We start from the raw sequence: 13248 nt of genomic DNA, 5'->3' as shown, positions 1-13248 counted from the left end.
GGATTAGAAGTTTTCGTTAATGTGCGCTTCGAAACGAACAAAATCGTTTTCGATATCTGCGTTCTTCATCACGTCGTAACAAGCGAATGTAGGCAGTGCTGACATACCAAAGAAGCGGAAGTTAGCGTGCATGTGGAACATCAAATCGTCCACGCCTTTACCTTGGAATAGGTATTCGTTCTCATCATCAAACGATTCTTCTGGCGCGTTGAATGTCAGTGACAGCATGTATTTGCTGTTGGTTTGAGTGCCGCCTGTACCATAGTTTTTCTTTGGTTCTTCTGCGCTACGGCCATCGAATGCACACAGTGCGCCGCCCATACCCGCAGTAAACACGTCGTCCATGTATTTTTTGAATGACCAAGGCACAGACATCCAGTTGATTGGGCTTTGGATGATCACGCGATCAGCCCATTCAAAGTGTGCGAGTTGCTCATCTACGTTGATCTCATCTTGCATTGTCACAACGCGAACCTCATGGCCTTTTGCTTGCAGAAGCGTCTGTGCTTTGTCGACAAGAGAAGCGTTTAGACGACCTTCTGAGTATGGTGATGGTTCGTGTGCATTGATGATCAGTACGTTGCTCATGGGATTACCTTTAAATAAGTTCACAAGATGACGCAATAACCATTGTGCGTCGGATGTGGTTTATTATGGTAACCTAGAAATATAGTGCAATTAGTTAACTTTTAGTAACCTACTTGAATTTTGATTATATTACTGTTTTTAAAAGAGATATTTTTTCAACTTTTTATTCATCGTTATTTCCCGATTAATTTTTTCATCGATTTGTTGCATCTTCCACAGAGCAGGCGTACACTTTATCGCAATTCGACGATTAACTATTAAGGCCAGCGAATGAGTGATAAGTGCAACGACACGTGCGAAGTTGTTTTTCAGACAACACAACAACAGCTCGAGAAAGAACAAACTCTAGCAGCACAAGCAAAAGCTTTGTCACATCCAGCACGTTTGCGCATTCTGCATATCCTGCACACTCTCGATACCATGGGCGGTTGTTTGAACAGTGATTTGGTTTCTGAACTCGGTCTTGCGCAATCTACTGTTTCCGAGCACTTGCGTATTCTAAAGCAAGCTGGCTTTATCAGCGCCGAGCCAAACCCACCTAAGGTGTGTTACCGCATTCAACGCGACGCGTTTGATCAGTTCAATCTAGGATTTTCCAAGTTATTTGATTAATTCCCTTTGCACGCTGGTCAGGCGTGCACAGATAAACTATACCTTTAACTATCGCCTTTCGACGATAAACGAATAAGAGAACACTATGACTACTCAAGTTTTAAATAGTGCCAGCGACAAAATGAGCTTCTTGGACCGTTACCTAACGGTGTGGATTTTTGTTGCAATGGCAATCGGTGTAGGTATTGGCGCAGCATTCCCTCAAGTTGCTGAGTGGAACGAGTCAATGTCAGTTGGTAGCACAAACGTACCGCTAGCGATTGGTTTGATTTTGATGATGTACCCGCCACTCGCAAAGGTGAACTACAACCTGCTAGGTACAGTGACGAAAGATAAAAAAGCGATCACGCTGTCTTTGGTCATGAACTGGATTGTCGGCCCTATTTTGATGTTCATCCTTGCATTGACTTTCCTAGGTGATCATCCGGGTTACATGGTTGGTATCATTTTGATCGGTCTTGCTCGTTGTATTGCGATGGTGCTTGTATGGAACGATATCGGTGGCGGTAACAAAGAATACGGCGCAGCCCTAGTTGCACTAAACAGCGCTTTCCAAATCGTGACTTACAGTGTGATGGCATGGTTGTTCATCACTGTGTTGCCACCAGTCTTTGGTTACGAAGGTTTCGTGGTTGATATCTCGATGATGGACATCGCGGAAAGTGTTCTGATTTACCTTGGTATTCCATTCCTAGCGGGCTTCCTAAGCCGCAAATGGCTGGTCGCTGCGAAAGGTGAACAATGGTACAACGACGTGTTCATCCCACGCATTTCACCAATTACGCTTATCGCCCTGCTTGCGACCATCGTACTGATGTTCAGCTTGAAAGGTGAAATGATTCTTGAACTGCCAATGGATGTATTCCGTGTAGCAATTCCACTGGCTATCTACTTTGTGTTGATGTTCTTTGTCAGCTTCTTCGTTGGTAAGAAAATGGGCATCGACTACGACAAAAATGCATCGATTGCTTTCACGGCAACAGGCAACAACTTTGAATTGGCAATTGCGGTTTCTATCGCGGTGTTTGGCCTAAACTCAGACCAAGCTTTTGCTGGTGTCATTGGCCCGCTGATCGAAGTGCCTGTGTTGATTGCTTTGGTGAATGTAGCATTGCGAATGAAAGCCAAATATTATGGCTAACCTAAAAAGCACAAAAAATACAAAAGCGGTAAAACATTAACTCACTACCGTTTTAATATACTCGCTGGGCGTTAGGCCGAACTTACTTTTAAAGCGTTGGCTAAAACGCCCCTCTGACTGATAACCACACAACTGTGCGAGCATAGCAACGTTATACGAGCCATTTTGCATCAAGTAAAGTGCGTGATTTAAGCGCACTTCCGCCAATACTTCACGATACTGGGTACCTTCTTGTTTCAGTTTGCGTATCAATGTTGCTCGGCTCATAGCAAAGTGCCCCGCGACCATGTCTAATGGATGCTCCTCCCCTGGAGAGCGCGATAAGTAACGACTAAGTTTCTGACTAAAAGAGATATGTGAACTCGAGAACAACCGATGCAATAACCCTCTCTCAGCTAGCTGCTGATATAGGCCCATAATCCAATAGCGTTGTGTCGCTTCACTTAAGCTTTCCCGCTCAAACGAAAACAAAGCATTTAACGTCGCTTTCAATGCTTTATCTGTCTCAACAACGGGTACATAGTTTCCTAATGCGTTGCTCATGCTTAGCTCCAACATTTCATCGCTAGGCACACAGTGAAAACTGAACATTCGAGAAAGAAATCGCCCTTGTAGAGGAAGGTTTTCAAAATTTAGGGATGCATTTGCTTCACAAAGCATGATATTTGGATCATGGATGTCGAGTACTTCATCTTTCCAGAAAAGATGTTTACTCCCCTTAACAATCTGAATAAGGCTTGGGGAGTGAATCCTGACATTACGAAGCTTCTGCTGCTGCTCCGCACGAAACAGCGTAACCTGATATTGGTGACCCATTCTCTCCCCTTATATTCAATTATCGCGTGTAAGTCGTGGTTAATGTCGCTTTACCCAAAGCAACACTATTCAAAGTAAACCCTACAATGGCTGGAGGCGTGTTTTCAGCCAAATTCAGTTCTTCAGTTGGCAATGACCACACCGTAAACTGGTAACGATGCATCCCATCATTCTTTGGAGGACACGCGCCGCCGAACCCCGTTGTGCCGTAGTCAATACGAGATTCTTTGCCGCCTAACTTGTTCATATCAATGCCTCGAGGCAGCTCGCTAACGGTGGATGGAATATTAAACGCTATCCAATGCCAAAAACCACTGCCTGTTGGCGCATCGGGGTCATACACGGTGATCGCAAAACTTTTTGTGCCCTTTGGAGCTTCTTTCCACATCAATTGTGGTGATTGATTCCCGCCATCACATCCCCAACCAGAGTATTCAAATGTCTTCGCCATCGGGTGGCCTTCTTGAATATCTCTACTCACGAGTTCAAATGCATGGGCAGAACCGACCGCAAAAACACTCAATGCCAAAACTGATTTGTAGATCGCTTTCATGTTTTTCTTCCTTTCAATGAATTCAACACTAGTGTAAGTACCCAGCAGTCCGAACCCTTGTCAGTAAGTATCAAAAAACACAAAATAATCTATAATTTTGACACTTTAAGATTCTAACACAAATTTCTTACTCTCTTAATTGCACTTGGTTTATGCTAATTAATCGCTCACGGAACAAGGAAGGAAAATGGAATTGGATATCTACGTGGTGGACGCCTTCACCGATACGCAATTCAAAGGCAACTCAGCAGCGGTGATACCATTAGAGGAATGGCTAGCCCCAGAATTGATGCAAAATATCGCGACAGAAAACAACTTATCAGAGACGGCTTTCCTAAAGTCCATTGGCGCAAACCAATATGAGATTCGTTGGTTCTCTCCGATTACTGAAATCGATTTCTGTGGACACGCAACACTGGCCTCTTCGTTAGTTCTGTTTGATGAGTTTGGCATTAATGGCACGATTGAATTTCATACTCTGGAAGTAGGGACCCTCACCGTAGAGAAGAATGCGCAAGGTAAGATCGAGATGACGTTCCCTGCTCGTCCTCCAAAAGCCGTTTCTGATATTCCCTCGGCATTGATTGAAGGCCTAAGTTGCGATGTGGAACGCGTACTGCTTAGCCCTCAAGCGTATTTCGTGGTGGTCGGCAACCAGCAGGAGGTACTTGAGGTTCAATACCGTTCAGAGCACCTCAAGACACTCGCTCCTTACGATGTGGTCGTTACCGCAAAAGGCGATCAACAAGACTTTGTATCTCGTTACTTTTGGCCTGCAAATGGTGGTGACGAAGACCCCGTAACTGGCTCGATTCACGCTGGGTTAGCACCGTTCTGGGCAGAAGCGTTAGGCAAAACATCACTGGTCGCTTACCAAGCTTCTCAGCGCGGAGGCATTTTGCACTGTGAAGTTACTGGCGAACAAGTAAGAGTATCTGGCGACGGCGTGCTCTACATGAAAGGCAAGATTTTTGTTTAAATGATTTTCATGTAATCAACTTAAAAGAGCCAAGTAAAGCACGGCTTCCGCAGGATCAAGCCAGCTTCAATAATTAATCAATTGATGAATATTGAAGGAATTAACTTCCTAGCCGGACAAAACTGACTCACGTTACACTGAATGCAGTCCCATACTCTTCTATAGCTTGATACGAGTTCGAGCTCACCTTCTTAGAGGAAGCGTCGCATGATGAAGCGAATCATTCTTGGCACCCTAGCCCTGACTCTTTTAACTGCCTGTTCCAAAGATGACGGACAGCAAGCCCTTGGCACATTAGAACGTGACCGCGTAACCTTCACTGCCACCTCTAGCGAGATAATTCGTGCCCTACCCATTAAGGAAGGCAGCCAAGTCACCGAAGGAGAAGTGCTGGTTCAGCTCGATACAAAGAACCAAGAAGCCGTTTTAGCTCACGCAGTTGCCGAACAAGCCAAGGCTGACGCCTATCTTTTGAAATTGACCAATGGTGAGCGACCAGAAGACATTGCCGCAGCGCAAGCACGCGTTGCCAGAGCGGAAGCTCAATTGGTTGAAGCGCAAAAGAACTACCAACGTAAAGCGGAGTTAGTCCGCAAGAAACTCATCAGCCAATCAGAAAAAGACACCGCTTTAGCAGCCAGAGATTCTGCCCGCGCTGAATTGGACTCCTCACAAGAAGAGTTCAGTAAACTGACGGCTGGCTCTCGCCCTGAAGATATTGAACAAGCGAAAGCCGCACTCATGGCTGCAAAAGCCGATGTAGCACTGCAAGAACAAAAGCTGGCAGAACTCACCATCACGGCCACGCGAGATGGCTTGTTAGATAACCTACCGTTTAACCTTGGTGAACGCGTTCCTGTTAATGGTATTGTTGCCGTAATTCAAGCCAGCCGCGTCCCATACGCTCGCGTTTATGTTCCTGCTAACTATCGAGTCGACTTTGTGCCGGGTAAAACGGTTAACGTGCATGTAGATGGCGTTGAGCAACCGTATAGCGGCACCGTTCGTTGGGTAGCAACTGAGCCTTCATTCACGCCCTATTTCGCGCTTACCGAGGAAGAACGCTCGCGTTTGATGTACCTAGCAGAAGTCGACCTACAAGACTCCGCACAATCCTTGCCTTCAGGTATCCCAGCGCAAGTGGATTTGGTGGAGTAAGCCAATGACCGAATACGCGATTCAAGCTGAAAATGTAGTGAAGAAGTTTGGTGACTTCACCGCCATCAACAACATCACGCTTAATGTGCCCAAAGGCAGTATTTATGGTTTTCTTGGCCCCAACGGCTGCGGTAAATCGACAACCATTCGTGTGTTAACAGGCCTACTCAGCCCAAGTGAGGGCAATGTTGATGTACTAGGACTCGAGATCCCAAAACAATCGGAATTGCTGCGCCTCAAGATTGGCTACATGACACAAAAGTTTTCCCTCTATGATGACCTGACGGTTCAAGAGAATCTTGAGTTTATTGGACAAATCTTTGGTATGGAAACCAAGGCCCTAAAGGCTCGCATCGAAGAACAACTAGCCACCTACGGTCTCGACCAACTGCGTAAACAGCGCGTCGGAGGAATGAGCGGCGGCCAGAAACAACGCTTGTCTCTCGCCGCAGCCACCATGCATAAACCAGAACTGTTGTTTCTCGATGAACCCACGTCTGCGGTTGACCCAGAGAACCGACGCGATTTCTGGGAGCAGTTGTTTGATCTCTCTGACCAAGGTACGACGATTTTGGTCACAACGCACTACATGGATGAAGCGGAGCGTTGCCATCGTCTGGCTATCATGGAAGCTGGGGAAATCCGCGCCGATGGTGAGCCAGAAGAACTCATGACGCAAATGGGCGTTAACATCGTCGAAGTCAAAGCGGATAACTTACGCGAGCTAAAAGAGAAAGTCATTCGACGCGAAGAAGTCCGTTCTGCCGCACAGCTCGGCATTCGCTTACGCATTTTGATCCACCAGCACATCGAACAACCGATCGAATGGTTAACCCAAACCTTTCCAGAGCTTGAGGGCTGCGAGATGAACATTGCTCGCCCGAGCTTGGAAGATGTGTTTGTCAGTGTTACGGGAGAAGGTCGCCAATGATGAAATCTATTGCCCGTATGAAAGCGGTAATGATCAAAGAGATCCGTCAGCTTTCACGTGACCGCATTACCTTTGGCATGGTCGTGATGATCCCGTTGATTCAGCTCCTGCTGTTCGGCTTTGCCATTAATACCGATATTCGCAACATTCCCGTTGGCGTCGTCGATCAAAGTGGCAGTACTGCCGGGCGCGTGATTACCGAGTCCGTCAAAGTCACACAAGTGGTCGATGTGGTCGAAACCTTCGCTACCGCATCAGAAGCCGAGCAAGCCATTCAAGACGGCTTGGTACGAGCGGCTTTGATTCTGCCTAGCGACTTAACCCAACGTATGGTGCAAGGTCGAGAACTTGGACAGTGGATTGTGGATGGTTCAGACACCATGATCAGCTCTGCGATTCTCTCGCTACAAACCATGCCGTTAACGGATTTTGATTTTGAGATACGCCCTGCCCCAACCAAAACCTTTGAAGTTGCGCTGTATTACAACCCGAGTCGGCGCTCGGCGGTGAACATTGTCCCCGGTTTATTGGGCGTGATTCTGACTATGACGATGATCTTGTTCACTAGTGCAGCCATTGTTCGTGAGCGGGAACGCGGCAATTTAGAGTTACTGATTACTACGCCAATCCACTCCATCGAACTCATGGTGGCGAAGATCATTCCCTACATCTTTGTTGGTCTGATACAGGTGTTTATCATTTTAGGCTTGGGGCACTGGATATTTGGCGTGCCAATAAACGGCGCCATTAGTCAGATACTGTTTGGCACGCTGCTGTTTATCGCCGCGAGTTTAACCTTAGGTTTGGTGATATCCACCATTGCGACGACACAGCTTCAGGCCATGCAGATGACGGTGTTTATTCTTTTGCCATCGATTCTTCTGTCCGGATTTATGTTCCCTTATGAAGGAATGCCCGTCGCGGCACAATGGATCTCAGAAGCCCTGCCTGCCACTCACTTTATGCGCATTATTCGTGGTGTGGTGTTGCGTGGTGCAGATTTAATGGAGCTATGGCGAGATACAGTCTGGTTACTTGGATTCACTGTTATCGGCCTTATTGTCGCTTCATTTCGCTTCAAAAAATCACTCGACTAATCCCACGATATTGCGTTCATTCCTTAAAAACAAAAATAGCCCCAACGAAGGGCTATTTTTTGTTTGTGTATTCATACACTGTGCTATCGAGCTCAACTCTCAGACAATATTAATAGTACTCACCGTAGGAACAATCTCGTAAATCGGAAATATTGTAGTTTTTCAAAGAGTTTATTTTAAAGTTGAACACTACCTGTTTACAGACAACGCCTTCGCGATCCGTGTACGTGATAATACCTTCACTGTACGCTCGCTGACCATCAGAGGATGTCACGTCAGCAACAAGTTCCAAATGGCCCTTATGCGCGTCTACGCGATTCATCATCTCAAACACATCTACCCACTCTTCGCGATTTGCCATTTGTATTAGCATCGATTTCGCCTGTGTTTCCAACTGCTGGGGGTATACATAATAACGGTTGTAACCAAAGTATGCGCACATAAGTAATAAAACGAGTGCAAATGAGGTTGTTCTTGTCATACAAGCTTCCTCTTGTTGTTATAAAAATCTTGCTTCGTTAATTCAGTATAGGAAGCGAGCAAAGTTTAGGTTATAGAACTTGCCCAAATAACAGGGGACAGTCAGAGACAGTCAATTCTATGACAAGCTCAACAACAAACTTTATTGCACTCTCATCATGGGCTTGAACAAAAATACGCCACAGAGACAGCAAGAAGTAAGAAGTAAGAAGTAAGAAAGGAAAACTAACCGGAGCGCGGTGATAACAGAAAAGTAAAAGGAGTTTGAAGAAAAAGACAATCCGAGTGAATGTAGTGAGAGCGGAAATCAAGAGTAGATTATCCGCCCATCAACTAGGCTCAAATTGTCAGTGCCCACAACAACGTGACTCGCCGAATTTAAACGTGTTGGTAACTATCTTCGAGAGACTCTGTCTGCGTTGTCTTTTCGCTCACTTCCACTTTAACCGCAGCGACCTTGAACTCAGGGATCTTCGCATGCGGGTCAGTTGCCGTTGTCGTTAGGCGGTTGACTGGCGATTCAACAAAGTGGAAAGGAATGAACACCACACCTTTTTGAATCCGCTTAGTCACAAAGGCATCAATCTCAATGCTGCCGCGACGTGTAGACACTGTCAGACGCTGACCATTACTGATGCCAAGTGCTTCTGCGTCTTCCACGCTAACCATTGCGCGAGGGCCAGCAAGGTTATCCAACCCTTTGGTTTTGCGCGTCATGGTGCCAGTGTGGAACTGCTCAAGTACGCGACCCGTCGTTAACACAAGTGGGTACTCTTCATCTGGCAGCTCAGCCGCATAACGGAACGGTACGCCCACCATTTGCCCTTTACCACGAGTAAACTGGGTTTGGTGCATGATGCGAGTACCCGCAGGGTTGTTCTTGTTGCTAGGCCATTGCACACCGTTTGGCGTAATGGCATCCCAACGAAGACCCGCGTATTGAGGTGTCACTCGTGCAATTTCATTAGTGATATCAGACACGCAGTGGTAATCCCAATCACTACCCATGGCATTGGCGATCTCTTGGATAATCCACCAATCTTCTTTCGCTTCACCCGGCGCCGTGACAACCGGATTCACGCGCTGAACACGACGCTCCGTATTGGTGAAGTGACCCGCTTTCTCTGCAAACGAGCAAGAAGGCAGAACCACATCCGCGTATTGCGCGGTTTCCGTTAGGAAGATGTCTTGAACTACCAAGAAATCGAGCGCTTCTAAACCTTCAATCACATGCGCTTGGTTCGGGTCACTCAACACTGGGTTCTCACCCATGATGTACATACCACGAACGTCACGATGGCAAGCCGCATCAATGATTTCTGTCAGGGTTAGACCTTGCTCAGAAGGCAGATTTGGTGCGTTCCATTCAATCGCAAACTTCTGACGCACAATTGGGTTGTATACCTTTTGATAGCCCGGGAAGCTGTTTGGCAAAGCGCCCATATCACACGCGCCTTGCACGTTAGATTGACCACGTAGTGGGTTAATACCACCACCTTCAATACCGATGTTGCCACACAGCAATTGCAGGTTAGCGATAGAACGCACGTTGTCATGACCTGTCGTGTGCTGAGTAATACCCATCGAGTAGTAAACAGCCGTACGATCTGCTGTACCGATCATGCGCGCCATTGCTTGAATGTCTTCGGCTTTTACGCCCGTAACCAACTCCACTTTATCGAGGTTATAGGCTGGCGACATCACTTCTTGCAGTAAGGTATCAAAGCCGTCGACACGTTCTTCGATGTACTCTTGATCGTACCAACCGTTCTTGATGATCTGCTGCATGACACCGTTTAGGAGCATCACATCCGTACCCGGACGGTGCGCCATATACAGCTCAGCATGCTCTGCCATATCGACACGTTTCGGGTCAGCCACAATCAAACGAGCGCCGTGGTGACGAATTGCTTGTTTGATATGTGAAGCAATAATCGGGTGCGCCGATGTGGTATCCGAACCAATAATAAAGATCACATCCGAGTGCTTAATGCTTGGAATGTCGTTGGTCATTGCACCACTACCCAGTGACGCTTCAAGACCGGTTACACTCGATGCGTGGCACAAACGCGCACAGTGGTCGACGTTATTGGTGCCCAGTTCACGACGGACAAATTTTTGGAACGCGTAGTTGTCTTCGTTGGTGGTTTTCGCTGAAGAGAAACCCGCCAATGCGTTGCTGCCAAAATCTTGCTTGATGCCAGAGAACTTGCTCGCAATCAGTTGAATCGCCTCTTCCCAACTTGCAGGCTGCAACCAACCGTCTTTACGAATCAATGGCGTGGTAAGACGCTCTTCACTGCCAATGAAATCAAAACCAAAGCGCCCTTTCACACACAGCATGCCTTGGTTCACTGGCGAGTCACCGCCCTTCACGTAACGAATCGTATTGGTTGCTTCATCCACGAACATAGTCAACTTACAGCCCACACCACAGTATGTACAAATGGTGTCGACCGCTTTCAGATCTTCGGTACGACCTTGTGAACGGTCACGACTATCGACCATTGCGCCCGTTGGACACACTTGAACGCACGCGCCACATTGCACGCAGTTCGAATCACCCATTAGGGTTAAGCCATTCTTGTTACTTCCAAAGTGTGGACGATCGTCAGGACGTAATGCAGGACGACCTTGTTTATCGCACACGAAGTTCAGTACACCGTGTACGGCTTTGTCGCGGCACGCTTGGATGCACTGACCACAGCTAATACAGCGGTTAGCATCAAACTCAATAAACTCAGAACTGCGGTCAACTTCGTACTTATGACGCAAGTCTTTCGCACGAAGATCTAGCCAATCTTGGTGTGATTTAATCTGCAAGGAGAAGTCAAAGCTTTGCTCAGCTTCATATTCGGTGGAGTAATCACGCAGCGCACAATCAGTATTTGCCTGACAGCCACATTCTAGACAGCGCGCCGCTTCCTTCATTGCTTCTTCGTTATCAAAGCCCAACTCCACTTCAGCGAAGCTTTGCTCGCGTTGTACTGGAGTCAGCTCAGGCATGATAGATCGAGCAACTTTCTGGATGTTCTCGAAGTGAAGCGGATCGACTTGAGAGAGCTTCTTCTCTTTTCGTGAGTTGAACGCCGCCTTTGGCATATCCGCCATATCACCATTCAAAAATAGGTCTATTGCTTTTGCCGCAACACGACCATCACCCACCGCTTCAACTGCCGTTGCTGGACCACGGCGGAAATCACCAATACTGAAGATGTTACCCGTGCCGGTGTGCATGGTCTTTTCATCGGCATCAGAAGTATTCCAGCGCGTAAGTGGAATCGACAAATCTTCGCCTTCGAGGAAGCTCAGATCTGGCTTTTGCGATACTGCTGCAATCACGGTGTCGAACTCTTCGGTAAAGAACTCGCCAGTTGGTTTAGGGCTGCGACGACCAGATGCATCCGGCTCACCCAACGCCATGCGCTCTAGACGAATCGCATTCACGCGTCCGGTTTCATCGGCAAGGTTTTCTGCAGGATTGGTCAAGAAGTGGAATTTCACCCCTTCGTGTTCCGCTTCAACAATCTCGTAGTCTTCTGCCGGCATTTCGTCACGGGTACGACGGTAAATCAACGTGGTGTCTGCACCAGCACGACGCGCAGTACGAGCACAGTCAATTGCCGTGTTACCACCGCCGATCACCGCGACTTTCTGACCCGTTACATAGTTTTGCTCAGTCACGTAATCTTTGAGGTAATCAACACCTAAGTAGCAACCTTCAAGGTCACTGCCTGTGTAATGCATTTCGACCGCTTGAGACGCGCCGACCGCCAAACACACCGCGTCGTATTCTTCGCTCAATTGAGAAAGCGTGAAATCCACACCTAGCTTTTGATTGGTGTGAACTTGCATACCGTTGCGGCACATCAATTCGATTTCTTTATCGAGAATGTCTTTTGGTAAACGGTATTCAGGAATACCGTAACGCAACCAACCGCCCGCTTTTGGCATGGATTCAAAGACCGTAACGTCGTAGCCTTCATTCGATAAGTAGTAGCCAGCTGTTAGACCACCAGGACCACTGCCCACGACGGCAATGTTCAAACCTTTACTTGGTTTCTTTTCCGGTACGTAGGCTTCATGCGCAGACAAATCCGCATCCGCGGCGTGACGTTTTAGCTGACGAATTGCGATTGGTTCATCGACTAACGAGCGGCGACATTCGCTCTCACAAAATGCTGGGCATACACGGCCAATCGATAGTGGCATAGGAAGCGTACGCTTAATCACTTCAATCGCTTTTTGATGATCGTTCTGTGCAATGTGATAAAGGTACGACTGGATATCCACGCCCGCAGGACACGCGGTTTTACATGGCGCTTCACAATCGGCGTAATGGTCCGTCATGATGCGGTTAAGTGCTTTTCTGCGGTGCTCGCTTAGTTGTTCTGATTGCGTGACCACATTAAGGCCGCGGTAAACTTCGAGTTCACACGCACGCTTAGTACCGCCGCTTTCGACTTCAACCACACACAAGTCACACGGTACTTTTTCATTACTTTTGTTCATTCCGCACAGCGATGGGATCTCGACCCCACACACTTTTGCTGCTTCTAAAAGGGTTAGACCCTCTTCTACAATTCTATATTTTCCATCGATGACAATTTCTATCATGCAACCCCCGCAGCAAAGCAAATCCAAATCTGCACAAGTAAAACCATGCATTCTATAAGGATAATCATTTGTAAGACAAGTTAGTGTGATGTAAAACTTATAAACCACATTTTTCACGTGTCATAAAAAGCGAGGGCTTCTTTCGCTAACTTTCAACACTCGGTGTTTAACAAACGTTTTACTCCCTCGAAAGTGCGAAAACTGTAGGGGTGGACTATTTTGATAATAAGAGTAATAAATGATTGACCTTACCCTTAGGTTAACCTTTAGAATCGA

At 47.1% G+C, this 13248-nt stretch carries 11 protein-coding genes; 6 read left to right on the top strand and 5 right to left on the bottom strand.

Annotation, left to right across the window (positions count from 1 at the left end):
• Positions 1–3: 3 nt before the first annotated feature.
• The gene (locus R7F07_RS20105) at positions 4–588 is read right to left on the bottom strand and encodes an NAD(P)H-dependent oxidoreductase (protein WP_005375454.1); all 585 of its coding nucleotides are present in this window, start codon (positions 586–588) and stop codon (positions 4–6) included.
• Between the two features lie 270 nt (positions 589–858).
• Here R7F07_RS20105 and R7F07_RS20100 point away from each other — a divergent pair, with 270 nt between their 5' ends.
• A complete protein-coding gene (locus R7F07_RS20100) occupies positions 859–1200 on the top strand; it encodes an ArsR/SmtB family transcription factor (protein ID WP_009706198.1) in 342 nt (113 codons plus the stop codon).
• A gap of 85 nt (positions 1201–1285) precedes the next feature.
• Positions 1286–2341: an ACR3 family arsenite efflux transporter gene (arsB, locus tag R7F07_RS20095; RefSeq protein ID WP_005385145.1), complete on the top strand. Its 1056-nt coding sequence runs from the start codon at positions 1286–1288 to the stop codon at positions 2339–2341.
• 36 nt (positions 2342–2377) lie between these two features.
• On the opposite strand, the gene R7F07_RS20090 is transcribed toward arsB, so the two are convergent.
• A complete protein-coding gene (locus R7F07_RS20090; RefSeq protein ID WP_017635229.1) occupies positions 2378–3157 on the bottom strand; it encodes an AraC family transcriptional regulator in 780 nt (259 codons plus the stop codon).
• Positions 3158–3176: 19 nt separating this feature from the next.
• Positions 3177–3710 carry a YbhB/YbcL family Raf kinase inhibitor-like protein gene (locus R7F07_RS20085; protein ID WP_017821511.1) on the bottom strand — a complete coding sequence of 178 codons (534 nt, stop codon included), beginning with the start codon at positions 3708–3710 and terminating at the stop codon, positions 3177–3179.
• 187 nt (positions 3711–3897) lie between these two features.
• Here R7F07_RS20085 and R7F07_RS20080 point away from each other — a divergent pair, with 187 nt between their 5' ends.
• The 4 genes from R7F07_RS20080 (at position 3898) to R7F07_RS20065 (ending at position 7875) form a co-directional block, all read left to right on the top strand.
• Positions 3898–4689, top strand: a complete 792-nt coding sequence (locus R7F07_RS20080; protein ID WP_017821512.1) for a PhzF family phenazine biosynthesis protein — start codon at positions 3898–3900, stop codon at positions 4687–4689.
• A gap of 207 nt (positions 4690–4896) precedes the next feature.
• Positions 4897–5847, top strand: a complete 951-nt coding sequence (locus R7F07_RS20075; protein ID WP_017821513.1) for an HlyD family secretion protein — start codon at positions 4897–4899, stop codon at positions 5845–5847.
• A 4-nt stretch (positions 5848–5851) separates the two neighbouring features.
• Positions 5852–6778: an ABC transporter ATP-binding protein gene (locus tag R7F07_RS20070; protein ID WP_017635232.1), complete on the top strand. Its 927-nt coding sequence runs from the start codon at positions 5852–5854 to the stop codon at positions 6776–6778.
• Complete coding sequence (locus tag R7F07_RS20065; RefSeq protein ID WP_017635233.1) at positions 6778–7875, top strand: ABC transporter permease; 1098 nt, start codon at positions 6778–6780, stop codon at positions 7873–7875. The genes R7F07_RS20070 and R7F07_RS20065 overlap by 1 nt, the downstream gene beginning before the upstream one ends.
• 109 nt (positions 7876–7984) lie before the next feature.
• Here R7F07_RS20065 and R7F07_RS20060 read toward each other — a convergent pair whose 3' ends face one another.
• Together R7F07_RS20060 and fdhF are read right to left on the bottom strand one after the other, a co-directional pair.
• Positions 7985–8356: a hypothetical protein gene (locus R7F07_RS20060; RefSeq protein WP_005375433.1), complete on the bottom strand. Its 372-nt coding sequence runs from the start codon at positions 8354–8356 to the stop codon at positions 7985–7987.
• A gap of 377 nt (positions 8357–8733) precedes the next feature.
• Positions 8734–12972, bottom strand: a complete 4239-nt coding sequence (gene fdhF / locus R7F07_RS20055; protein ID WP_017821515.1) for a formate dehydrogenase subunit alpha — start codon at positions 12970–12972, stop codon at positions 8734–8736.
• Between the last annotated feature and the right edge of the window lie 276 nt (positions 12973–13248).

It is taken from the genome of Vibrio sp. YT-16 (genome assembly GCF_033337405.1).
GTDB lineage: Bacteria > Pseudomonadota > Gammaproteobacteria > Enterobacterales > Vibrionaceae > Vibrio > Vibrio alginolyticus.
Note: the sequence above shows the minus strand (reverse complement) of the source record. Positions and strands in the feature narration are given on the sequence as shown.

Coding starts and splice junctions, on each gene's coding strand:
- R7F07_RS20105 (WP_005375454.1), bottom strand. CDS start 588: ATGAGCAACGTACTGATCATCAATGCACACGAACCATCACCATACTCA.
- R7F07_RS20100 (WP_009706198.1), top strand. CDS start 859: ATGAGTGATAAGTGCAACGACACGTGCGAAGTTGTTTTTCAGACAACA.
- arsB (WP_005385145.1), top strand. CDS start 1,286: ATGACTACTCAAGTTTTAAATAGTGCCAGCGACAAAATGAGCTTCTTG.
- R7F07_RS20090 (WP_017635229.1), bottom strand. CDS start 3,157: ATGGGTCACCAATATCAGGTTACGCTGTTTCGTGCGGAGCAGCAGCAG.
- R7F07_RS20085 (WP_017821511.1), bottom strand. CDS start 3,710: ATGAAAGCGATCTACAAATCAGTTTTGGCATTGAGTGTTTTTGCGGTC.
- R7F07_RS20080 (WP_017821512.1), top strand. CDS start 3,898: ATGGAATTGGATATCTACGTGGTGGACGCCTTCACCGATACGCAATTC.
- R7F07_RS20075 (WP_017821513.1), top strand. CDS start 4,897: ATGATGAAGCGAATCATTCTTGGCACCCTAGCCCTGACTCTTTTAACT.
- R7F07_RS20070 (WP_017635232.1), top strand. CDS start 5,852: ATGACCGAATACGCGATTCAAGCTGAAAATGTAGTGAAGAAGTTTGGT.
- R7F07_RS20065 (WP_017635233.1), top strand. CDS start 6,778: ATGAAATCTATTGCCCGTATGAAAGCGGTAATGATCAAAGAGATCCGT.
- R7F07_RS20060 (WP_005375433.1), bottom strand. CDS start 8,356: ATGACAAGAACAACCTCATTTGCACTCGTTTTATTACTTATGTGCGCA.
- fdhF (WP_017821515.1), bottom strand. CDS start 12,972: ATGATAGAAATTGTCATCGATGGAAAATATAGAATTGTAGAAGAGGGT.